This is a genomic window from Mesorhizobium sp. M1312, from assembly GCF_040318115.1.
Lineage (GTDB): Bacteria > Pseudomonadota > Alphaproteobacteria > Rhizobiales > Rhizobiaceae > Mesorhizobium.
In genome coordinates this window covers 167,622-190,881 of sequence record NZ_JAMYLQ010000008.1, presented here as the reverse complement: position 1 = coordinate 190,881, position 23,260 = coordinate 167,622, and the positions used below count along the sequence as shown (strand labels likewise).

Annotated in this window: 20 protein-coding genes; 12 read left to right on the top strand and 8 right to left on the bottom strand. The window is 58.1% G+C overall.

Annotation, left to right across the window (positions count from 1 at the left end; genetic code table 11):
* Positions 1-177 precede the first annotated feature (177 nt).
* From NKH36_RS12615 to NKH36_RS12600, 4 genes are all read left to right on the top strand, one after another.
* On the top strand, positions 178-921 hold the full coding sequence (locus NKH36_RS12615; RefSeq protein WP_352961045.1) for an SDR family NAD(P)-dependent oxidoreductase: 744 nt from the start codon (positions 178-180) through the stop codon (positions 919-921).
* 405 nt (positions 922-1,326) lie between these two features.
* Positions 1,327-2,415 carry an alcohol dehydrogenase family protein gene (locus tag NKH36_RS12610; protein ID WP_352961046.1) on the top strand — a complete coding sequence of 363 codons (1,089 nt, stop codon included), beginning with the start codon at positions 1,327-1,329 and terminating at the stop codon, positions 2,413-2,415.
* A gap of 39 nt (positions 2,416-2,454) precedes the next feature.
* Positions 2,455-3,579, top strand: coding sequence for a mandelate racemase/muconate lactonizing enzyme family protein (locus NKH36_RS12605; RefSeq protein ID WP_352961048.1), 1,125 nt, complete (start codon positions 2,455-2,457; stop codon positions 3,577-3,579).
* 30 nt (positions 3,580-3,609) lie between these two features.
* The gene (locus NKH36_RS12600) at positions 3,610-3,867 is read left to right on the top strand and encodes a hypothetical protein (protein WP_352961050.1); all 258 of its coding nucleotides are present in this window, start codon (positions 3,610-3,612) and stop codon (positions 3,865-3,867) included.
* 19 nt (positions 3,868-3,886) lie between these two features.
* On the opposite strand, the gene NKH36_RS12595 is transcribed toward NKH36_RS12600, so the two are convergent.
* Both NKH36_RS12595 and proX read right to left on the bottom strand, forming a co-directional pair.
* Positions 3,887-4,636 (bottom strand): SDR family NAD(P)-dependent oxidoreductase, encoded by a 750-nt coding sequence (locus NKH36_RS12595; protein ID WP_352961052.1) that lies wholly within the window; start codon positions 4,634-4,636, stop codon positions 3,887-3,889.
* A gap of 46 nt (positions 4,637-4,682) precedes the next feature.
* Entirely contained in the window at positions 4,683-5,657 is a 975-nt protein-coding gene (proX, locus tag NKH36_RS12590) for a glycine betaine/L-proline ABC transporter substrate-binding protein ProX (RefSeq protein ID WP_352961054.1), read from the bottom strand.
* Positions 5,658-6,017: 360 nt separating this feature from the next.
* On the opposite strand from proX, the gene NKH36_RS12585 reads away from it, so the two are divergent.
* On the top strand, positions 6,018-7,691 hold the full coding sequence (locus NKH36_RS12585) for a flavin-containing monooxygenase (protein ID WP_352961056.1): 1,674 nt from the start codon (positions 6,018-6,020) through the stop codon (positions 7,689-7,691).
* A gap of 123 nt (positions 7,692-7,814) precedes the next feature.
* Here NKH36_RS12585 and NKH36_RS12580 read toward each other — a convergent pair whose 3' ends face one another.
* The 4 genes from NKH36_RS12580 to NKH36_RS12565 form a co-directional block, all read right to left on the bottom strand.
* Entirely contained in the window at positions 7,815-8,930 is a 1,116-nt protein-coding gene (locus tag NKH36_RS12580) for a mandelate racemase/muconate lactonizing enzyme family protein (protein WP_352961057.1), read from the bottom strand.
* 10 nt (positions 8,931-8,940) lie between these two features.
* Complete coding sequence (locus tag NKH36_RS12575) at positions 8,941-10,065, bottom strand: alcohol dehydrogenase family protein (RefSeq protein ID WP_502912024.1); 1,125 nt, start codon at positions 10,063-10,065, stop codon at positions 8,941-8,943.
* 70 nt (positions 10,066-10,135) lie between these two features.
* A complete protein-coding gene (locus tag NKH36_RS12570) occupies positions 10,136-10,867 on the bottom strand; it encodes an SDR family NAD(P)-dependent oxidoreductase (RefSeq protein WP_352961059.1) in 732 nt (243 codons plus the stop codon).
* The gene (locus tag NKH36_RS12565) at positions 10,864-11,754 is read right to left on the bottom strand and encodes an SDR family NAD(P)-dependent oxidoreductase (protein ID WP_352961061.1); all 891 of its coding nucleotides are present in this window, start codon (positions 11,752-11,754) and stop codon (positions 10,864-10,866) included. The genes NKH36_RS12570 and NKH36_RS12565 overlap by 4 nt, the downstream gene beginning before the upstream one ends.
* Positions 11,755-12,382: 628 nt before the next feature.
* Between NKH36_RS12565 and NKH36_RS12560 the strand changes: the two genes are divergently transcribed.
* The 3 genes from NKH36_RS12560 to NKH36_RS12550 all read left to right on the top strand — a co-directional run bounded on the left by NKH36_RS12560 (position 12,383) and on the right by NKH36_RS12550 (position 16,142).
* Positions 12,383-13,936: a trimethylamine methyltransferase family protein gene (locus NKH36_RS12560; RefSeq protein ID WP_352961063.1), complete on the top strand. Its 1,554-nt coding sequence runs from the start codon at positions 12,383-12,385 to the stop codon at positions 13,934-13,936.
* Positions 13,937-14,007: 71 nt separating this feature from the next.
* Positions 14,008-15,051, top strand: a complete 1,044-nt coding sequence (locus NKH36_RS12555) for a mandelate racemase/muconate lactonizing enzyme family protein (RefSeq protein WP_352961064.1) — start codon at positions 14,008-14,010, stop codon at positions 15,049-15,051.
* A complete protein-coding gene (locus tag NKH36_RS12550; RefSeq protein ID WP_352961065.1) occupies positions 15,048-16,142 on the top strand; it encodes a GlxA family transcriptional regulator in 1,095 nt (364 codons plus the stop codon). Before NKH36_RS12555 ends, NKH36_RS12550 begins: the two co-directional genes overlap by 4 nt.
* Positions 16,143-16,633: 491 nt before the next feature.
* Here the strand turns inward: NKH36_RS12550 and NKH36_RS12545 are convergent, their stop codons facing one another.
* The gene (locus tag NKH36_RS12545) at positions 16,634-17,575 is read right to left on the bottom strand and encodes a GlxA family transcriptional regulator (protein ID WP_352961067.1); all 942 of its coding nucleotides are present in this window, start codon (positions 17,573-17,575) and stop codon (positions 16,634-16,636) included.
* A gap of 168 nt (positions 17,576-17,743) precedes the next feature.
* Entirely contained in the window at positions 17,744-18,436 is a 693-nt protein-coding gene (locus NKH36_RS12540) for a cobalamin B12-binding domain-containing protein (RefSeq protein WP_352962317.1), read from the bottom strand.
* 406 nt (positions 18,437-18,842) lie between these two features.
* Between NKH36_RS12540 and NKH36_RS12535 the strand changes: the two genes are divergently transcribed.
* The 4 genes from NKH36_RS12535 to NKH36_RS12520 all read left to right on the top strand — a co-directional run bounded on the left by NKH36_RS12535 (position 18,843) and on the right by NKH36_RS12520 (position 23,204).
* Complete coding sequence (locus NKH36_RS12535; RefSeq protein WP_352962314.1) at positions 18,843-19,862, top strand: LysR substrate-binding domain-containing protein; 1,020 nt, start codon at positions 18,843-18,845, stop codon at positions 19,860-19,862.
* Positions 19,863-20,146: 284 nt separating this feature from the next.
* Complete coding sequence (locus NKH36_RS12530; RefSeq protein ID WP_352962313.1) at positions 20,147-21,133, top strand: ABC transporter permease; 987 nt, start codon at positions 20,147-20,149, stop codon at positions 21,131-21,133.
* Positions 21,134-21,281: 148 nt separating this feature from the next.
* Complete coding sequence (locus NKH36_RS12525; protein ID WP_352962310.1) at positions 21,282-22,334, top strand: betaine/proline/choline family ABC transporter ATP-binding protein; 1,053 nt, start codon at positions 21,282-21,284, stop codon at positions 22,332-22,334.
* Positions 22,335-22,487: 153 nt separating this feature from the next.
* On the top strand, positions 22,488-23,204 hold the full coding sequence (locus NKH36_RS12520; protein ID WP_502912023.1) for an SDR family NAD(P)-dependent oxidoreductase: 717 nt from the start codon (positions 22,488-22,490) through the stop codon (positions 23,202-23,204).
* Positions 23,205-23,260: the final 56 nt, after the last annotated feature.

Genomic DNA, 23,260 nt, shown 5'->3' with positions numbered 1-23,260 from the left:
GGTACCCTCGAGTTGAAACGGCTCATCTAGCGGGGTGAAGAGAACCGCAAGAGATCAATCTTTGAAAATCGATGCGACCTCGTCAAAGCCCTCGGGCATGCTGAAGGGCGACCGCTTACCCTTGGCGGATGCAGACGCGGATCACACTAAAAGCAAGGTACATAGCAAAGGCTAACAATGGGCAAGTTTGATCTGACAGGGAAAACCGCTTTAATTACCGGCGCGGGACGGGGCATCGGTTTGCAGATCGCCCTTACCCTGCAAGAAGCAGGTGCCGTCGTAATCCTAACCGACGCCTACGCGATTCGAGCCACTGCCGCTGCAGATCAGTTCCTCGTCAAGCCGCAGGTCCACCAACTCGACGTCACGGATTCGCAGTCCGTGCGCGATCTCGCTGCTAGAATCGGGTTTTGCCCTGACATCCTGGTCAACAATGCCGGCGTGTCTCGTGCAGCGCCGACCAAGCATACGACGGACGAGGATTGGCGCGTCGTTCTGTCTGTGAATCTGGACGGTGTCTTCTATTGCAGCCGCACGTTCGGCTCCCTCATGGCGGAGCGTGGGTCGGGAGCCATTGTAAACATCAGTTCCATGTGCGGCGATGTCGTTACCCGACAAGAGTCCGTGGTCACGGCCTACAATGCGAGCAAGGCCGGAGTGAATATGGTGACCAAGACACTTGCGTGCGAGTGGGCGAGATCTGGTGTCCGCGTGAATGCGGTGGCGCCTGGGTTCGTACGCTCTGAGATGACCGATAAGTATCCCGAAGAAGTGGTCAAGGCATGGTCTGATCAGACACCGATGCGTCGCTTCGGCCAGCCTCACGAGATCGCGTCTGCGGTCCAATTCCTGGCGAGCGATGCGGCGAGCTACATTACCGGAACTGTTTTGTTGGTAGATGGCGGTTATACCTGTTGGTAAGGACCAAGCATCGCCAGGCGGAAGGCAGGTGAACGCCTTAGATTGGGAAGGCGTCGAGTGCCTTTAACGGCGCTCAGGACGACGGCAGCCATCCGTGGCGATCAGAGCTAGGCAGATAGCAGCGGGCCGGATGCGCTCACCCAGACTTGTCAGCCAACTCGGCGGCGGACCTAGGATTGCTATCGCGCCTATTGACCGTCCGCACAAGCCGGACGGCGATCCGCGATCCGCGATCCTCGAGGCGACGTTCGCTTTCTGCGACGAATTCGAATCCTGACCGGCCTCATGTCGTGAAAAAGTCACCGGCCAAGTGAATTTATTTCGTTGTCGCCGAGGGGCCCCGTTCCGATACAGTCTGGCGATTGCAGAGACGTGCCCTACGCATCCTGAAAACAAAGAAGTTCGATGATTCCGAGCAAGATGACTGCTGCTGTCCTGATAGGTCATGGCGGGCTTGAAAAACTTGAAGTTCGAAACGACGTTCCTGTGCCGCAGCCGAAAGCTGGTGAATTACTCATTGAGGTCGGCGCTACCTGCGTCAACAACACTGACATAAATACGCGCATCGGGTGGTACTCGAAGAAGGTTGATGCCGAGACCGGCACTGGAGCTGCAGTAGGAATTGCATCGATCGACGATGACGACGCAAGCTGGTCCGGTACATCGCTCAAGTTCCCCCTCATACAAGGCGGAGATGTGTGTGGCCGGGTGGTCGCGGTCGGAGCCGAGGTGCCCAGCGACAGGATAGGCGAGCGTGTTATCGTACGCCCGCTTCTGCGCAGCTACGTAGACTATCGTCCATTCGAAGGATGGGTACTCGGAAGCGAGTGCAACGGTGGATTTGCGCAGTTCGTAGTAGCCCCGGCCCGTGAAACTTATGCCGTCAATTGTGACTGGAGCGACGAAGAACTTGCTGCTGTCCCTTGTGCTTACTCGACCGCAGAAAACATGCTCGATAGGGCTGCGGTGGGGAGGGAGCGTGTACTCGTCACCGGGGCCTCGGGAGGTGTAGGCTTGGCCGCAGTGCAATTGGCCAAGCGCCGGGGCGCGACGGTCATCGGAATCTGCGCCCCGAATAAGGCAGCTGAGGTTAGAGCACAAGGTGCTGACCAGACCTTCGAGCGAAACAGTGATCTTGTAGCCGCTCTTGGTTCGGAGGCCGTCGACGTCGTTATTGATCTGGTTGGGGGCCCGCAGCTGCGACAGCTCCTGGAGTTGCTACGGCGTGGCGGCCGCTGTGCTGTAGCGGGCGCGATCGGTGGACCCATCGTCGAAATCGATATCCGGACTGTATACCTGAAAGATCTTACCCTGTTTGGTTGCACCTTCCTGGGCGACCAGGTGTTCGAGAACCTAGTCCGCTACATCGAAAGTGGACAATTCCGGCCTGTGATCGCGCATGTATATCCGCTTAATGAGATCGTTCTGGCGCAAAAAGACTTCTTGTCGAAGGCCCATACCGGGAAACTCGTGCTTGTGCCTCCGCGAAGGTGACAAGCAGGCCCACCGTCCTCCATAACAGACAGGCCCTCCATGAAAATCGCCAGAATTGAGCTCTATAAGACCGATCTTCCCTACTACGGCGGCGTGTACCTGCTGTCGGGAGGCCGCGAATACACATCGTTTGACGCCTCAATCGTCCGTATCATTGCGGACGATGGGACGGAGGGATGGGGCGAAAGCACCCCGTGGGGTAGCACCTACATTGCATCTCATGCGCTCGGCACTCGGGCGGGAATCGCTGAAATCGCCCCTAGCTTGCTGGGGCGCGATCCTCGCCAAGTTGACCGCATCAACGACGCGATGGATTCCGCGCTCGTCGGCCACAATCACGCAAAATCGGCACTCGATGTCGCCTGCTGGGACATCTTTGGGAAATCGGTCGGTCTACCGGTTGCAGACCTTCTTGGAGGTGGGTCCGGAAAGCCCCTTCCGATGATTTCGTCGATCTATGCCGGGGATCCCGAAGAGATGCGCCGCCGCACGGCGGATCACCGCGCGCGGGGATATCTGGGACATTCCGTCAAGATCGGGGCATTGGACAGCGAGGGAGGACCGGCGCTCGATGCCGAACGTATCGCCGCGTGCCTGGCAGATAAGAAACCGGGCGAATTCTTTCTCGTTGACGCAAACGGTGGTCTCGTTCCTGAAACCGCGCTGAGGATGCTACGGCTGCTTCCACAGGGACTGGACTTTGTCTTGGAGGCTCCCTGCGCGACAATCCGAGAAACTATGTCGCTGCGTAAGCGCTGCGCCTATCCGATCGTGATCGATGAGCTCGCACAGCTCGACGGAGACATAGCATTCATTGTGGCCAATGATTTGGCTGACGGCATCGGCCTCAAGATTGCCAAAGCCGGGGGTCTCACTCGTGGCCGGCGGCATCGCGATATTTGCTGTGCTGCAGGCCTCACAATGAGTGTCCAGGATACTGCTGGGTCTGCCATCGCGTTCGCCTCGATCGTTCATCTCGGCGCGACCGTACCGACGCGTTTACTGCGGTGTGTGGCCAATACCGACGATATGGTTACGTTAAAAACAGCCACGTTCCACGGGCGATTTGCCGACGGAGGCGTTATTCCGCCGGACCTGCCGGGACTGGGAATCGAAGTCGACCGCACCGTTCTCGGGGACCCTCTCACGATTTGGGGCGACTAAAAGGTCCTTCGTCAGGCCTGACATGTCGACATGTCGGCGCTAACGGGTCCGGACGTTCCTGGCCAGATCGGACATCCTAATGATAGCAATTTCCACCGCTGCCCTTGCGACTTAACCACCAACAAACTCGGCCCGCCGCTGGGCAAGGCTGGCATCCACCAGATCCTCGATGTGGCCAGCTATCTGAGCGATGATACCGCTGATCATCTCGGGCCCTGGCCGGAAAGCATGCCTGTCAGCTACATGAAGCCACAGTATGATCCCCTCTGGATGGCAAACGGGCACTAGGTGGGATTGGGGGCAAGCCCTAGCCGCCCATATAGGACCCGCCGTTTACGTGAATCGTCTGGCCCATGATGTAGCTCGAAGCGCTGCTGCAGAGAAACGCCACTGCATCACCTACTTCTTCACCGGTACCGAAGCGGCCGGCCGGCGTAATGGACAGCCACTTGTCTCCATTCCGCCGCAGGAGTTCCTCCACCATCGGAGTGTCTATGGTCCCGGGAGACACCGTGTTTACACGTATGTTCGGTGAAAGCTCCCTTGCCAGCGACTTGGTGAACGCCAGGACGCCGCCTTTCGACGCCCCATAGTGAACGTGCTCGGGCGAGCAGCCTTCATGCGCCGCAGAAGAAGCGATGGTTACAATAGTGCCCCCCGGCTTGATATGTGGAATGGAGCGTCTACAGATGTAGAACACCCCATCCAGGTTTATCGACATCGTCCGTCGCCACTGCTCATCTGTCATTGTGGCGAACGGCTGATCCTCGAAGATGGCTGCTGCCGGAACGACGTGGTCAATATGGCCGAACCGATCGATGCATCTCGATACGACAGCATCAGCATCAGATGGTTCGCTCGCGTCGTACCCGATTGCTACCACTCGCGCGCCGGTCGCATCCAGAGACGAGGCCAATCGGGTTACGCTTTGTTCCTCATAGTCAGCCAGCAGCATGCGCGCCCCGAGACGATGAAAAGTCCGAGCGATTGCGCTGCCGATCCCACCGGCAGCGCCCGTCAAGATGACGACTTGATCTTTAAGGCTGTTATCAAGCAATTGGATTCTCCCCTGACAAATCTATGACTTGCCGTGGCACATGCAGTTAGTGGGCGGCCTTCGCTTCTGCAATCCAACCGTCCCACGTCTTCTTGTTTTTGGAAATCCAGTCCAACGCAGCCTGCTTGATCTGATCGTTCGAGCTCTCACCCTTAAAGATCTTGAGGTTTTCGGCGTTCAGATCGTCAATCGGAATCGCCACAAGCTCAAAGAACTTCTTGGCGGTGGGGTTACCTTTGACAAAGCTCGTAGCCGCAACGATGCGCTGCTGAATCATTGGAAACCCAAGATTGCCCAGACCGGGAATTATGGTGCTGGCAGACTGGCCGTTGGGCAAGTCGGTCTTCTTCACGTTAAGAAAAACAACGTCTTTCCCAGGCTGCAGAATGCTGGACACCCAAAGCGGCGTCCAAGTGTAATATAGCGTGGGTTTTCCTTCTTTGATACGTTCAATTGCGTCCGGGATGATCGCGAAATAGCCGCCCTGCTTCTCTTCAACGGTGTCGCGCAGACCATACGCGTCGAGGTGGTGCTCAATGATTACTTCGCACCCCCAACCCGGCTCGCAACCGTAAAGGTCAGCTTTGCCATTGCCGTCGATATCGAACAACTTCGCCTTCTCGGGATCCTTCAAGTCCTCGATATATTTGATACCCGTGGCATCTGCGGTCTTCTTGTCGATCAAATAGCCCTGTATATTATCCGCCGAAACATGCCCGAGGCGAGTAAGAACGGCGTCTCCGCCGTTTTCCTTCAGGTATTTATCGTGGATCGGTTCTGCATAGGCGGCGAAGAAAGTCGCGTCTCCTTTCGCGATTGCAACGTAAGCCAGCTGAATCTGCAGCTGAAGGGGATCTGCCACATCATAGCCGAGCTGCCGCAAGCCTTCATCGACGATGTAGGTCTGCATCAGGTTCTCCGTGATCCCATCCCAGGCCGGAATTACCTTCTCGCTCGCAAAGGCAGCCTGCGCACAAAGGACAGATCCCATGAGTATGGAGCAGAACAACGACTTATTCATGATTTATACTCCCATGTGTTTGGTTTGATGGTAGAGTTCCCTAAACGTCGAATGGCTCTTTTGCGCTGTCTCTACAACTACGTCGCCTCAACCGCTAATATTGCTGTTCTGCGCAAAAGCGTCCGTCGGACTCTTGTCAAGTCTTGCTGAAGGACACTAGGGATGCGAATTTCCGTCGCAGTCGATTGGTTGCATCTGAAATGGCAATTCCCTATGTGTCGTTCTAGCACCCCAGGCCGGAACTGCGTTCGGAAAAAAACAAATCGGGCGGTTGAGTTTTTTGGAGAGTGCGTGCGCCTGGTTTTTTTGGCAGCCTAATAGCCACACTACTCAGCGACAAATTTGCAAAGGAAGCGGCTCGTGCAGCATAGCGAGGTTTTGGAAGGTCGCGCCGACGATGAGCCCACGTCCTGTGACGTTGTCATTGTCGGCGCCGGGTTTGCCGGCATGTACATGCTGCATCTGGCTCGCCGCTTGGGCCTTTCGGCTGTCGTGCTTGAGGCGGCCTACGGAGTGGGCGGAACGTGGTTTTGGAACCGCTATCCGGGAGCGCGCTGCGATGTTGAAAGCATGCAATATTCTTACTCCTTCTCCGAGGAGCTTCAGCAGGAGTGGCATTGGACCGAGCGGTATGCGTCGCAACCGGAGATCCTGGCCTATGCGAACTACGTTGCGAAGAAGTTCGATCTTGTTCGTGACATAAAATTCAACACCAGGGTCACCAGAGCGGCCTTCCAGGAAGAGGACTGCCGATGGCTGGTCTCGACCGATGCGGGGATGCGGTATCGTGCCAAGTGGTGCGTCATGGCGACGGGGTGCCTTTCAGCTGCCCAGAGGCCAAAAATTCCTGGCCTCGATACCTTCAAGGGCCAAATCTATCATACGGGCAACTGGCCTCATGAGGGGGTCAGTTTGTCTGGCCAGAATGTCGGGGTCATCGGCACCGGATCTTCGGGTATACAAGTGATCCCGGAGCTCGCCGCGCAGGCCAAGCACCTGTATGTGTTTCAGCGTACGCCGAATTTCAGCATTCCGGCACGAAACAGGCCGATGGATCCTGAGTACGAGAATTCCTGGAAAACGAATTATGCTGAGCGGCGTAAGAGGGCGCGCTCGATGCCGGCAGGCATCTTATGCGACCTCGGGGACAAATCCGCATTGGCTGTATCTCCGCAAGAGCGGCTCCAAGAGTATCAGAGGCGTTGGGATGCAGGAGGAACCAGCTTTACAGCGGCATATTCGGATTTGCTGCGCAATGCAGAAGCTAACCGGACCGCTGCTGAATTCGTGCGGGAAAAGATCCGCACCGTCGTTGAGAAACCTCACGTAGCAGACCTGCTGGCACCGGTCGATCACCCCATTGGCGCCAAGCGTATATGCGCCGACACGAAGTACTTCGAGACCTTCAATCGTGAAAACGTCACCCTGGTCGACATCCGTTCCAACCCGATCCGCGAAATATCCCCAGAGGGGATAACGGCAGGCTCCAACTTCCACAAGCTCGACAGTTTGGTGCTGGCGACGGGTTTTGACGCGATGACAGGCGCGCTCAGCAAGATCGACATTGTCGGGCGGGAAGGGCTTACCCTCAGGGAAAAGTGGCGGGATGGACCAAATACGTTTCTCGGATTGATGAGTTCCGGCTTCCCTAACCTATTTGTCGTCACAGGACCCGGGAGCCCCTCGGTGCTGACCAACGTCATAGTTGCCATTGAAGACAATGTTGAATGGATCGCTGATTGCATTGCGCATCTGCTCGATGTCCACGCCGATTACATCGAGGCCACCGCCTCAGCCGAAGAAACCTGGATGGAACAGGTCAGGCAGGCGGCCGAGGGAACGTTATATACCCGAGCGAAGTCTTGGTACCTCGGCGTCAACATTCCGGGTAAACCGGCTGTGTTCATGCCCTACGTCGGTGGCGTGCCTGCCTATCAAAAAGTCTGTGAGGAAGTGGCTGCCTCTGGATACAAAGGCTTCAGCATCGGGACCTCGACGAAAGGCCTGCACAGTCGCCAGGCCCTCCTCGCATGAGCTCCGAGGCAAAGGCGGAGGCTGACCCGTGCCGGGCAGTCCTCCGCCGCGATCCCAGCATCGACCTCCCTCATGTCGATATTGGGCATGGCACACCGTGTTTGAGATCGGCGTGAGGGCCAATCAGGAATAGGTGGCGATGGGAGCGCCCAGAACATCTAGGCGCGGAGTAATGCCTAATCCAGGCGAATCAGGTGCGATGACATGCCCTTCGGTCACCTCGAACTCGCCGTCTGCCAGCTTTACGGTCACCATGTCCCGACATTCCAGGACGCATCGGAGGTTCTTTTCGGGAACGGTCTGTCCAAGGTGCACTATGCCGGCGAACGCGATATCCGATCCCACGGTGTCTTGAACGCTAAGGGTGTAGCCGGCTGCGAGGCAGAAGTCCCGATGGCGGCGGCCTTTGGTGAGACCGCCATTCTTGGAGATTTTGAGGCCAATACCATCTGCCGCATCATCAGCAATGATCTGGATGATTGAGGCGTCGTTCGTCGCCAGCTCATCGAAGATCATCGGAATGTCAGTCCGGCGACGCAGCGAAACGCACTCGCGCCACGTTGCACAAGGCGCCTCCAAGACAAAATCCAGCCCTGGCGGCAGCAATCGCAACATTCTCAGGGCCGTCTCAACCGTCATACCGCCATTAGCGTCCACGAGAAAGAACTCGCCAGGCTTCTTGTCGGCCATCGATGCTGCAATACGCTCAGCGTCAATCGCCGGATGGTCACCGATTTTCACGGAGTGCCCGGTGTAACCTTTCGCTCGGTGTTCCGCGACGCGGCTGCGCATCTCATCGGGATCACCCATATAGATCGACGAGATGATTGGCATGCGGGCGGTCGTGCGGCCGCCTAGCAGCTCGCAAACTGGCATGTCGACGGACTTTCCGAAAATGTCCCAGCACGCGACATCAAGAGCTGTCTTGGCATGTTCGTGACCCACCAGCGCGAGGTCCATCGCCTCATTGATGCGGTCAACGCGGCGCGGGTCGAGACCAAGAAGACTAGGCGCAATATCGGCGATTCCTGAGCGAACACCGAGGGCGTGAGCCGCGACATAGGTCGATCCCCAGGGCGTGCTTTCGCCCCATCCCTCTATACCGGTGTTCGTGGTGATGCGGACGATCGTCGCATCGAAGCCGCGGTATTCTCGCCCACCCGAAAGGAGGTAAACGCCGCCAGAATAGGGAAGGTTGATCTGAAAGACGTCGATTTTCTGGATCTTGAGGTGCTGCATTTTTTCGCCTTCACTTCGGGATGACCAGGACCAGCTTGCCGCTGATTTTTTTGGAAAGGAAATCTTCCTGCGCCTGGACAATGTCTTTCAAGGGATAGGTTTTGCCGATGTGGGGCCGTATTTCGCCGCCCTCGATGTAGGATACGAGGTTTTCGAAGACCACGTCCTCTTGGAATGTGCAGCCAAGGAAAGTCAAGTCTTTGAGATAAAGAGTGCGGACATCGAGCTCGACGATCGGTCCGGCAATTGCGCCAGCGACGGCATAACGTCCGCCACGCCTCAGCACCTCCAGCAGCTGTGGAAACAGCGGGCCTGCCGCGACGTCGATGACAACGTCAATGGCACCTTTTCCTATCACGTTGACCAGGCTATCGCCTCGTGCCACCAAGCGATCGGCACCCAGATCGCGTACCTGGGCAGCCTTGGCTTCGCCCGCAACCGCGATGACCGTGGCCCCGCGCCGCTTTGCCAATTGGACCGCTGCCGACCCGACGCCGCCGGATGCGCCGGTGATAAGCACGGTCTCGCCGGCCCTCACGTCTGCCCGATGCAACATGCCTTCAGCGGTCGAATAGGCGCAAGGCACTGAAGCCAATTCGACGTCGCTCCAGTCGCATTTGACCTTGAATGTCTCTAGCGATGGCGCTTTCGCATATTGCGCGAACGCGCCGTCGCATTCGGACCCAAATGTCCAACATTCCCAAGCGCGATAGTCCACATAGGTGCGGAGCAAATTCCGCACGATGACCCGTTCGCCGATGCGTTCATCATTGACCCCCTCTCCAACAGCCACGATGCAACCACAGCAATCCGCGCCTTGAATGCGAGGGAATGACAAGGCCGTACCTGTCCAACTCGCGTCGTCATCGTCCGATGAGTCAAATCCGGTGTAGCCGCCTTCGGAAGTGCCGCTCCTCACTGCCTTGGAATACCAGCCGATCCGGGTATTGATGTCGGTGTTGTTGATCGCTGCCGCAGCAACTTTTATGAGAACTTCGCCTGGCCCTGGTCGGGGCACCGGAAGGTCTGTCTTGAATTGCAGCTTTTCGAAGCCGCCATGTCCGGTCAGGACCACCCCTGACATAGTCGTTGGAATGCTGGTTGGTGGGGACAATTTCGCTGCCCTTCTGTTCATGCTTGTGATCCTTGAGGGATAAAAATCCGCAGGACGGCTGCTGGGGTGCCAACGCGCCTCTCGCTAGTCATTAAGGAAGGCTAAGCTTCGCCATCCGACCGCCGTCGATGGTCCAAACCTGACCTGTCACGAACGACGATTCAGGCGATGCCAACCAAGCCACCAGACTCGCGACCTCTTCGGGCTTTCCGGTGCGTCCTACAGGATGAATTGTGCCAACACCTTGGCGAAAGCCTGCCGAGTTTGGCAAGCTCTCGATGAACTCAAGATTCAGGTCGGTATCGATCCACCCAGGCGCAACGGCATTGCATCGGACGCCTTCGCCGCTGTGATCGACGGCCACCGCGCGCGTCAGGCCGTGAATTCCAGCTTTGGAAGCGCAATAGGCAGCATGTCTCGGATTGGAGCCGAGCCCCTCGATCGAGCCTATATTGACAATCGTCCCCCCGACCGCTCGCAAATGGGGAAGTGCTTCCTTGATCATGACGAACGGTGCTGTCAGGTTTACCGCTATCGTCCGCTGCCAATCCTCAAGGCTCATTTCCTCAACAAGGGCTTCCTGCATGATGCCGGCGTTGTTGATCAGAACGTCGATCCCTCCGGCATCGCGCGCAACCGACTGCACTGTGTACGACGCGGCTGATGGATCGGCGAAATCAACGACGATCCCTTCGAACTCCTGGTCCTCGCCCCGTTGTGCGGTAAATACCCGCGCACCTTCATCCCTCAAGCGCCGTGCAATGGCCAGGCCGATGCCTGTCCGACCACCTGTCACGAGTGCAACTTTTCCTGTAAACCTCATCCCACCGACTTTCCACCATTAACCTCGACAAGCGAACCGCACATGTATCGGGCGGCGTCAGAGACGAGAAATAGGACCACCTCGGCAATATCCTCGGGCTCCGCAATCCGGCCAAGCGGAACGGTTTTTCCAAGCTCGGCAACCGCCGTGTCGGGGTCGAAACCGCGTTTGATAAACCCTGTTCGTAGCATAGGTGTGTTGACCTCGTTGGGGCACACGGCATTGATCCGAATGTTCTGATTTGCGTGGTCCATACCCATGCACTGGGTCAATGAAGCGATGGCAGCTTTCGTCATGCAGTATATGGCGTGGTTCGGCCCTGGGCGAACGCCCCAGCATGACGACACGTTGACGATCGCACCTCCGCCCCGATCCGCCATGATCGGAATGGCGCCCCGGCATATACGAAAAGGCGCTTCCACATTCACGCCGAGTGACAAAGCCCAGTCGGCATCTGTTGTGCTGGTCACCGGGCCTCTCGTGATGACGCCCGCATTGTTGACCAAGATGTCCAGGCCACCCAGCGCCGCAAATGCAGCTGCGGATAAACCGTCCGCATAGCTTGCGTTCAGTAGGTCGCCCGGCAGATGCACCTCCGCGTCAAGGCCTGCCACGTCGCGATCCGCGACGGCGACCCTGGCGCCTTGTGCCCGCAGCTGCCTGACGATCGCCGCTCCGATGCCGCCGGCGGCACCTGTCACCAGGGCTGCTTTTCCTACCAAATTACTCATGTTCTTTTCTGCTCGATTACAGTTGAGGGTCGATCGCTTGCCACCTGGCGAGTTGCCGAAAAATGCCGTCGGCGGGCCTCGAAAATCAAACGTGAAGTGATCCTCCATGTCAGCGCCATTTTGGTAACTGGTTTTGATTGAGCGCTGATTTAGCAAAGATGGATCCGTCAATCAGTCGCACTGCCGGGTGGACATGCCAACGCGGGCCATAAAAACAGTAGCGGCTGAGATCGTTTTGATTGGCGCGCCTGACGCGAAGCAAGCCCGTTCATCTCATGAAGATGATCTCCAGGACGCCGGGTGATCGGACGACTTCTCATTCATAATTCCCCAATGGAAAGCGGGATTTATGCTGCACGCCTTGAGGCAAGCCGCGGCGGCTGCCGACTTGCAGGCGCTTTGCGTTTGATTTTTCAGTCGTATGCTGACCATGAACAAGGACGCTCCCGCCGCTGCCGAACGACGGCACCACGCTATCGAAAACTCGACATTGGCGAACTCGAAATAAAGTCAAGCGCCAAGCTACTTTTTCGCAGTGGAGCCGACGGCAGCGCGGGCACGGATCGGTTCGGCGATAGGGCAGTGACAGAGTGATGGTCGTGGCGCGACCCACCCCTTTTTTGCGAAAAAAGGCGTTGCAAAGCTGCGGGGGGAAGATGTGCGCGGATCGTGTGTCAGTTTAGTCAACAGGCGCGTGAGACTTTTGCAGTAGGTCATATCATGGCGGTTCGGCAATAGTGCCGGTCGGCTCATAGGGGCCAGATAGACTGTTTTGGAGGCCGTTATGACCGCTCAAGTGCAAACGTCTCGCAGGGGAGGGCGGGAAGCGCGGCGAACAATTCGCACCGCGCCGAACTTTGAAATGCTGCCAACGCTCAAGCGGGGTCTGCCGGTGGTCGAACCGATGGACGCCGAGCAGGTCGAGCGCATTCACGAAGCGTCTCTGGCGATCCTGGAAGAAGTTGGCGTCGTTTTCCGAGATCCGATCGCGATCGAGGACTGGAAGCGCGCCGGAGCCGACGTGCGCGCCGACGACCGCGTTCACCTCGACCGCGGCCTGGTCATGGAGCTGATCAAGACCATCCCTTCCAAGGTCGAATATTTTGCCCGCGATCCGGCGAAGAATGTCGAGCTCGGCGGACCGAAGTCAATCTTCGTGCCGATGACCGGCGCGCCCTACATGCGCGACCTCGATGACGTCAGACGAGGCCCGACAATCGCGGACCTCGGCACCTTCCATAAGCTGGCCCACATGATGCCGGCGCTGCATTCATCGGCGCATCACATCGTCGAGCCGATGGACCTCGTCGTCGCGCATCGGCACTTGCATATCACCTATTCGTCGATGAAGCATTCCGACAAGATCTTCATGGGCATGACGACCTCGCCCAAGAACGCAGAGGATGTGCTCGACATGTGCGAGATCCTCTTCGGCGAGGGCTTCCTCGAGACCCACGCCGTCACGACCGGCAATTGCAATGGCAATTCGCCGCTTGTGTGGGACCAGGTCATGCTTGGCGCCATGCGCGCCTTCTGCCGGCGCAACCAGCCGGTCTTGTGCTCGCCCTTCGTGCTCGGCGGCGCAAACACGCCAGCCTCTACCGCGGCGGCCGTTGCGCAGCTCAATGCCGAAGCGCTTTCCGCGCTCGCTTATACGCAGGTAGTGCGCAAAGGCTGCCCGGCGATTTATGGGCATTATCTCTCGACGGTCTCGATGCAGTCTGGCGCCCCCATGGCGGGAACGCCCGAGATATCGCTGATGAATTTCATGATCGGTCAGATGGCTCGCCGCTACAACATCCCCTGGCGCACCTCCAACTTGCTGGGCGGCGCGAAAATATTCGACGCTCAGGCTGGCTATGAGAGCGCGATGACCATGATGGCCGTGCTGATGTCCGGGGCGAACTACATCTGGCATTCGGCAGGCTGGAACGAAGCCGGCATGCATTGCTCGATTGCCAAATTCGTCGTCGACGCGGAGGTGTGCGACATGGGCTACCGCATGACCAAGGGCATTCAGTGGGACGATTTCGACGAAGCTCTGGCGGCCATTCGTGATGTTGGCCCTGGCGGCCACTACCTCGGCCACCCGCACACCCAGGCCAATTTTGAGCGCGCATTCTTCATCCCAAAGCTCTTCGACAACAATTCGATTGAGCAGTGGAAAGTCGACGGCTCGAAGGACATAAAACAGCGCGCCCTCGAACACGCCAGGCATCTCTTGGGAGAATATCAGGAGCCCAAGCTGGACCCGGTCAAGGATGAAGAACTGCGGGAATACATCAGTCGCCGCTCGCGCGAGATTCCCGCGGTTGAAGCCCTCAACGACGAATATTGAGTTCAGCGATGCGCATAAAGACAATCAACGTATACACGACCCCATTGCCGGTGAAGGGGGGCGCCTACCGGATGGCGAGCACCGACGTCCAGTCGCTCGACAGCACCCTAGTGGAGATCGTGACGGATGACGGCCTTGTGGGTTGGGGAGAGACCTGTCCGGTCGGGCCGGTCTACCAGCCGCACCATGCGCTCGGCGCCCGCGCCGCGGTCGCTGAAATCGCGCCGGGCATGATCGGTTTGGAGGTGGCCTCCATTAGGCTTCTGACGAAGCGGATGGACGAGCGTCTGAATGGACACGGTTATGCCAAGGCCGCCCTCGACATGGCCTTCCTCGACCTTCTCGGCCAGAAGCTCGGCGTGCCTGTCTCAACGCTACTAGGTGGGGCGGTTACGGACCGCGTCCCGTCCTACTATTCGCTGATCGTCGGCCCGCCGGACGAAACCGCCAGGATTGCCGCCGACAAAGTCAAGGCAGGCTATCCGCGTATGCAGATCAAGATCGCCGGGCGCAACCTCGAAGAGGACGTCGCCACCCTCCACAAGGTCTGGGAAGCTATCGGCTACAAGGCACGCATCGCGGTCGATGGCAACCGGGGGCTGACAGTGGCGTCCGCGATCCATCTCGACAGGCTCTGCCAGGTTATCCCGTTCGTGTTCGAGCAGCCCTGCAACACGATGGAGGAGGTCGCCACGCTCAAGGGTCGCGTGACGCACCCGGTCTATCTCGATGAAAACACGGAAGATTTTAACGCCGTCCTTCGCGCGATTTCCGCAGGGATTGCCGACGGGTTTGGGTTGAAAGTCACGCGTCTTGGGGGCCTCACGAAGATGACCACCGTGCGAGACATGTGTGCGATCCGATCCCTTCCGCACACTTGCGACGACGCCTGGGGCGGCGACATCATCGCCGCGGCCTGCGTGCATCTTGCCGCAACCGTGGAGCCGCGACGCATGGAGGGCGCCTGGATCGCCCAGGAATACATCAAGGGCCATTTCGACGCGAAGCACCCGATCGTTATCGAAAACGGTCACATTGCCGTGCCGCAACGGCCCGGCCTCGGCGTGAAACCCGAGCCCGGCATGTTCGGCCAGCCGGTGGCCACGTACGGATGAACGCACCCGCCAACATCAGCGCCATGAGGTCACTAGCCGCGCCAGAGATTTCGGCGATGGCCGGCCGGCCGTTTGAACTTGTGGCTCTTGTGCTGCCAGGGTTTTCGCACCTTGCCCTCCATGCTTACTTGGAACCCTTTCGCATAGCCAACAATGTGTCGCGACTGCCGCTGTTTCGCTGGCGAATCGCCGCCTTGGACGCGCAACCGGTGGCGGGCGCGAATGGCCTTGCAATTCCTGTCGAGGTCACCGTAGACGAGCTGGTCTCCGACCCGAATGATCGTAAACTTGGCCAGCTCGCCGTCTTTGCAGGCGAACCGATAGAGCGACAACTTACGCCGCAACTCAACGGATTCCTGCGGGTGATCGCCCGCCGCGGGATCGCCATTTCAGCAGTCGGCACCGCAACATGGGTGCTTGCGCAAACCGGCCTGCTTTCAGGCAAACGCTGCACGATCCACTGGTCGCGACTGGCCGCTTTTTCGGAGGTATTCAATAAGCCCAGAATCAGCGAATCCCTGTTTGTCAAAGACGGCCAGTACTCGACCTGCGCTGGCGAGTTGGCGGCGTTCGATCTCGCAGTTGATCTGATAGGAAGCCATGTCGGTGACTACATTGCTCAAGAGGTTTGCCGGCACGCGACCGTTGAAGGTCAACGCTCAGGTTCGAACCGCCAGACAGGCCCTTCCGGTCTCGCCTTCGCTGGCGTCAGCGACAAGCTTCTGATGGCAATGCGGATCATGGAAGAGAATGTTGAGACTCCCCTTGCGATGAAAAAAATTGCCCAAAGGGCCGGGGTATCGCGTCGCCAGCTGGAGCGCTTGTTCGCGTTGCACGTCGGCCAGCCGCCCCTGCGGCACTATCTCCGTATCAGGATCGACCACGCAAAGCGGCTGATAGAAGGCACGCGAATGCCAATCATCGATATCGCCACCGCTTGCGGCTTCGTGTCGCCCTCGCATTTTGCAAAGTGCTTCAGAACCTTCAACGGATTCTCACCCCAGCAATGCCGCACCATGGTGCCCGCTTGGGTTGGCCCGGGCCTCGGGTATCCACTTCCGCGGCCTTATGTGCCCGTTCCCGTTGACTAGGAAAATATCAGTTGCACTGCGGGGCGGTCGAATACTCCACGAATTTCTCGGGCGTGTGTAACGCTCCCAGGCGTGGACTTCAGATTGGGCAACGCATTTGCGTTGGATGAACCTCTGGGTGACCGCGCAGGTGAGCAGTTTGACTGTATCGTCAGTGCAGTCCCGCTGTTGAGCTTTCCGATGGAGCACCGCGTTTGACCGGGTTGAGGATCTGCGAGCCCGCCTTCCTGCAAGGCGGTCCGTAATTCCGATCACTTATGAAGCTTTGTCGCCGGCAATCAAGATGCCGGACCGCTACGTGTTTCCACAATGAGCATGTCTGCAAAATACCGCCGGCACATCTGGACTTATCGACGAGCAGTCTTAATGAGGGACTTTGGCCAATCGCGCGTCGCCGCACGCCTGCTTCCGCCGCAGTGCTCGCTGTGCCACGGATGCGCGTTGCTTTGCTCCTGCGCGGCACTCTCGGACCCTCGGGCGCAATGATGGCATCAGCCCCGGCAGGCTGTTGGATTGCATCCGTACACCTGGCGGAAACATTTGGAAAAATGCGAGGCCGACGCGAAGCCGCAGGCGATCGCAACCTCGACGATCGGCAGATCAGTCTGCTGGACCAGACGCTTCGCGCGGGCAAGCCTCAAAGTCATGTAGTAGCGCATGGGAGAGGAGGAAACGCAGCGCTCGAAAAGCCGCTCGATCTGACGTCGCGAGCGGCCGACGCATCTGGCAATGTCGTGCAGGGGAAGCGGATCCTCAACATGCTCTTCCATGATGCGGATGATATCGGCAAGCGCCTTTGAGGTCACCATTTCGCTCCCGGTGATCGTCCATTGCCTGTCGGACGCCGAGCGCCAGTGCCCGGCCGTCGTATGTCTGCAGACAGCCAGCGCGACCTCTTTGCCGAGATGCTCACTGATAAGGTCCATCACCAGATCGAAGGAGGCAAACTCGCCAGCGCAAGTGGCCAGTTGCGCATCGCGCACAAACAGCCGGTCAGTCACCAGGAGGCGTGCGAACGTCTCGGCAAGTGCCGCCCGCTTGTCCCAATGAATTGTGCAGGCGCTGTCCTCAAGCACCCCGCATTCGGCCAGCAGCCATGTCGCGGTGCCCAGCGCCGCAAGCGGAGTGCCAAATCGCTTGCAGAGGCGAAGAATCCTGCTCAAGGAACTCGATGCCTGCTTCTCGACCCGCTCGCCGGCGCAGACGATGACCATGCTCGGGCTCTTGCAGGCCTGGATGCTCTGCGCGATTCCGGCAAAGTCGCCGGCGACCGCGAGGCTGAACCCGCTGGCGCATTCAACCGGCTTGCCGTCAGGACTGACGATCGTCCATTCGAAAACCCTTTTGTCGGCAACCGAATTTGCCAGACGAAGCGGATCGACGAAGGAAGACAGGCTGAGTTGGGAAAAACCCGGAAGCGCAAGAATGGTCACATGGTATGCTTCGTCGCGACTTTCGATCTGCGGCCGGCCGGCGTTCCATCCCACAATGCGCGAAAGGTCTCGCGCTGAAACTGGCGCATTCATTAGGATCACAGGTCCTTCTTGATAGCGATCAAAAGCAAGGCAGCGCAGGACATCGCACAAGGCCGCAACGCAACCTCAGGCCCTATTATGCCTGCGCTTCATGAAGTCCTTGGCGGTCTCAACGGCCACGGCTGCGTCGCGGCAATAGGCATCGGCGCCGACGGCCTTGCCGAATTCCTCATTCAGCGGCGCGCCACCGACCAGCACGACATAGTCGTCGCGGATGCCCTTTTCCTTCATCGTGTCGATGACGACCTTCATGTAAGGCATGGTCGTGGTCAGCAGGGCCGACAGGCCGACAATGTCCGGCTTATGCTCTTCAATCGCGGCCATATATTTCTCGACTGCATTGTTGATGCCGAGGTCAATCACGTCGAAGCCGGCGCCTTCCATCATCATGCCGACGAGGTTCTTGCCTATGTCGTGGATGTCGCCCTTGACGGTACCGATCACCATCTTGCCCTGCTTCGGCGCGCCCGTGGCGATAAGCAGCGGTCGCAGGATGAACATGCCAGCCTTCATGGCGTTGGCGGACAGAAGCACTTCCGGCACGAACAGGATGCCGTCGCGGAAATCCTCGCCGACGATGCGCATACCTTCAACCAGCGCCTCGGTGAGCACGGCATAGGGCTGCCAGCCGCGCTCGAGAAGGATATGCGTTCCTTGCTCGATCTCTTCCTTCAATCCGTCATAAAGGTCGTCGTGCATCTGCTGCACAAGTTCCTCGTCGGAAAGCTCGGAAAGGATGATCTCGTCGTCGTCGGCCATATCGGTTTGCCTCGTGCATAATTAAAGGGGGTCGGTACCCCATGCTCTATGGGGTACCGACCAGGCTTCCGGTTGGAGCCTTGGGAGTTGATTGAGCTGTAGCCACACTTCCTTGAGACACATGCTAGAGGGATGAATGCCGAAGCCCCGTTGATCTCGATCGGCAGCGAGGATGTTACCACCGGCCTCATCAAACGTCGGTCACCCCTCACAGTTGTCTTCCTGGCCAGTCAATGACTTCTATTTGTCTGATCAGGACTGCGATCCGCTGTGTGGTCGACCCGCACCTCGACTGAAGTTCCCTCGATCCTCCGCAATTGGATAATTGATATCGATCAACCCGATGCTTATAGAGAACGGAGCGAGACGCAATTTACTTTTTGTCCGGACCGGATAACAATTTCTCATGTCGAAGGACTATCGCAGGCTTCCCTTGAGCGCCCTTCGGGCATTTGAAGCAGCGGCCCGGCATCTAAGCTTCACCAAGGCCGCAAATGAGCTGTCGGTCACCCAAGCGGCCGTGAGCCGCCACATTCTAACGCTGGAGGACCACCTCCAGATCCAGCTCTTCAATCGCGGCAACCAGAAGGTCTCCCTGTCTCCGCCCGGCGAGGAGTTGTTCGAAGCCGTGACGCTTAGCCTTGGCCACATGGCCGCGGCCTTTGACAGCGTGCGCAGGAGGCAAAAAGCCCAACCCTTGATTGTCGGCATGCCGATGTCGTTCGCGACTCTGTTTATAAGCCACCGGATCGGAGACTTCGTCGCCAGCAATCCGAAAGTCGACCTTCACCTGGTCTCGCTCGAGCGCAGCCCGGCGCCGGCAACCGACGGTTTCGATGTGTCGGTGGTGATGGGATATCTGCCGCGCCCGGGCTTCATCGCGACCGAGCTCTTCAGCGAGGAGGTCTTCCCGGTTTGCAGCAAGGCCTATCAGGCACACTCGCAAATCCTGACGCCGGCGGATCTCGTAAACGAGGTTCTCCTGGCCATGGACGACCAGCATTGGTCGGCCTACCCCTGGTCACCTTTCGATTGGACGCACTGGCTGGAGCAATTCGGAATCTCGTCCTCCTTCAAGCGCACCATCACCTTCAACAATTATCCAACGATGATGCAGTCGGTAATCAGAGGGCATGGCATCGGGCTGGGCTGGCGTCATCTGGTGAGCGATTACCTCAATGAAGGCACCCTTGTGAGGCCTGTGGCCGAAAGCTATCTCACTGGCCGAAAGCATCACCTTGTCATTCCGGTCACAGCGATCGGACGCGAGGACGTCCAGATCTTTCGAGATTGGCTGACCACGCAGGTCTCGGACCTGAAGCCTCTCCAGCCGGAGTCGTCCCCTGAATTCATTGATGCCAAGCCATTGCTCGGTGATGAGGCTCCGATCGCGAAAACCGCTCCATCGACGCCTGATAACATTTAGTCTGCTACATATAAGTTTTTGTTCGGTTGTCTTGCCACCCATGCCTGGTTAGCGTGCTGGAATAACCCCAGACAACAGCGTCGCAAGCTGTGCTGCAGTCACGGATGGAGGAAGTGCAACAATGCAACACAAGCAAAGATTGCCTTAAGCAGCGGCAGCCGAAACTGTCTTCTGCCCATTCCTTCCATTTCTTATCGTGAACTGACGACGTAACCACTCGTCAACTGGACTTTGGCCATCTCCGGAAGCACTCGATAGCCTGTGCTCTACCGAAAGGAGCTTTCGTGAAGCCCGAAGACATTCTGGATCCCTTCAAAACCTGGCGAATTCCGTTTGGCCAGTGGGTCAACGATGTGGTGGGGTGGATAGTCGAACACTACCGACCGTTATTTCAGAGCTTGAAATGGCCAGTTGACCGGCTTTTGACGGGATTTGACTTCGCGCTTAATGGCATCCCGCCCGTCATTACAGTTCTGTGCTTCGGATTGATTGCCTGGCAGATCGCCGGGTGGCGTTTGGCACTTCAGGTCGCGGGCCTGTTGGTGATCATCGGGCTTCTCGGTATCTGGGGTGAGACGATGACAACGCTTTCCCTCGTCTTCACCGCCGTTCTATTCTGCACGATCGTCGGTATTCCGTTGGGCGTCATTGCCGCTCGAAGTCATCGGGCTGCTGCGATCTGCCGGCCGATCCTCGACACAATGCAGACCATCCCATCATTCGTCTATCTGGTGCCAGTGGTCATGCTGTTTGGTATCGGCAACGTGCCTGGCGTGATTGTGACAATCATTTTTGCGCTCCCGCCGGTCATCAGGCTGACCACCCTTGGCATTCAGCAGGTTTCCGAAGAAGTGGTCGAGGCCATGCGTGCCTTCGGTGCCACCAACAACCAGCTGCTGTTCAAGGCCCAGCTGCCGTTGGCACTGCCGAGCATAGTGGCCGGTGTCAACCAGACTTTGATGATGTCACTTTCGATGGTTGTTGTCGCCTCCATGATCGCCGTCGGTGGACTTGGGCAGATGGTTTTGCGCGGGATCGGACGTCTCGATATTGGTCTGGCAGCAACCGGCGGGATGGGCATCGTCATCCTGGCAATCATTCTCGATCGTCTGACGCAGTCCGCGATGTCTCAGGGCAGACGCTTTGCCGACGTAGCGTGGTATAGACGTGGCCCGGCCGCACTCTTCACCACAATCTTCGCGCCTCCCCGACAGCAGCTCCCGGCAGGCCCGGACGAGCCGGACATCCGCCGGCAACAGGCTCCAAGCTGAAAGCAAGAAGGGCTACCATGATGCTCAGGCCTCAAAGTCGGCCCGCATTGATCAGTCGGACGCGACCGGATCGCTCCAGCAAGGCACGCAGCCAAGGAAGTGCTGACCCCCGGTTAGCGGCGATACCTCTCAAACCTGGAGCTTACCTTTGGAAGCGCATTCCGTCGAATTTAAGGATGTCTGGAAGGTCTTTGGGACGAACTCCAAATTTGACCTTGCCAGTGTCCAACGCGATCACCTTTCAAGCGCCGTGCTCCTCGAAAAGCATGGCTGCGTGGCAGCCGTTGCCGGCGTCTCCTTCAAGGTGGAGGCCGGGGAGATCTTCTGTGTCATGGGTCTGTCCGGAAGCGGAAAATCAACGCTTGTCCGGCATGTGAACCGCTTGATCAAGCCGAGCTCCGGACAGATCATTGTCGGCGGCGAAGATATAAACCGGAAGACCGAAACTGAAATGCGCGAGCTCCGCGCCCGCTCAATGGGCATGGTCTTCCAGAATGTGGCGCTTCTGCCGCATCGAACAGTCCGCGACAATGTCGCCCTGCCGCTGGAACTGAGAAAGGCGAGCCTTCGCCAGCGCTCCGAGATTGCTGAAGGAAAGCTGGAGCTCGTCCAACTTGCAGGTTGGGGCGACCGTTACCCTGATCAACTTTCCGGTGGTATGAAACAGCGCGTTGGCCTCGCCCGAGCTCTGGCGGCCGATCCCGCCATCTTGTTGATGGATGAGCCATTTTCGGCCCTCGATCCGCTCATTCGGCGCGAGTTGCAGGACCAATTCAAGGCTCTTTCGACCAGACTGGGAAAGACCACACTGTTCATCACCCATGACCTGGATGAAGCCGTCCGGCTGGGGCACCACATCGGGGTGATGAAAGACGGAAAGATGCTTCAGATCGGTTCCGCCGACGAGATCCTCGGGAATCCCAATGACCCGTACGTGGAAAAATTCGTCCAAGGCAGCAGCCGGTTGAAGCTTCTGAAAGCAGAGACTGTGATGGTGCCGCTTGAGGAATTTATCAAGGAGGGAAAAGGCAAGCCATTGGCCGGCGCCCCGCGGCTCGGCCTCGATGCCTCGATCAAGGAATTGCTTGGTCTGTCAAATCGACATGACAACACTCCGCTGGTTGTTGTCGATGAAGGCGGGGTTGACGTGGGTGTGATCACCACCTCAGCAATTCTGCGTGGTGTGCATGACCGTCTATAGCCATGAAATGATCAGCTTTCTTGAAACATCTCTCCCTTGCTGCGGCTTGCAACCCTGCTTTGCGGTCGGACTGGGGTTCCGTCGAAATTCACCAGGTGAACGAAAATGAAAACCGAACGCAAGACCGTCGTCGTCACTGGAGCGGCGGGCGGCATGGGCCAGGCGATCTGTAAGAAGTTCGCCTCGAGCGGTTATTTTGTCGTCGCCGGCGACACCAATGCGGAACGCTTGGCTGAGACGATCAGCGAAATCAACAGAAGCGGGGATAACGGCCTGGCAAAGCCCGGTGACCTTAGAAGCAAAGCCTATTGCGAGGATCTCATCGATACCGCCACCAGCCTTACCGATCGCCTGGACGCCCTTGTGAACAATGCAGGCATCATCACGCGCGGAACAATCCTCGATACGAGCGATGAGGATTGGGAAAGAACCTTCGACATCAATCTTAAAGCGGTGTTCTACACCTGCAGGCGGGCGATAGCCTTCATGAAGGAGAATGGTGGCGGCTCGATCGTCAACATCTCTTCGACCTGGGGCATCTATCCAGGACCAAGTCACGCAGCTTATTGCGCGAGCAAGGCCGCCGTCGCGACGTTTTCAAAATGCCTTGGCCGCGACCATGCGAGCGACGCGATAAGGGTCAATGCCGTTTGCCCCGGTGAGATTGACACACCCATGCTGCGTTCCGGCTTCATCCATCGTGGGTTCAATCCCGACACAGCGGTTGCGGAACTCAGCAAGTCGAACCCCCTGGGCCGGCTGGGCAGCCCTGAGAATATTGCTGATGCGGTCTACTTTCTCAGTTCCGATGCGGCAGCTTTCATTGCCGGGACCACACTGGAAGTCGCCGGGGCCAAGGCCGTCTACTAGGTGATCCACAGCTCGCAACCGTCCCGTACGAGCGAATCGTCAGGTTGCCGCTGAAA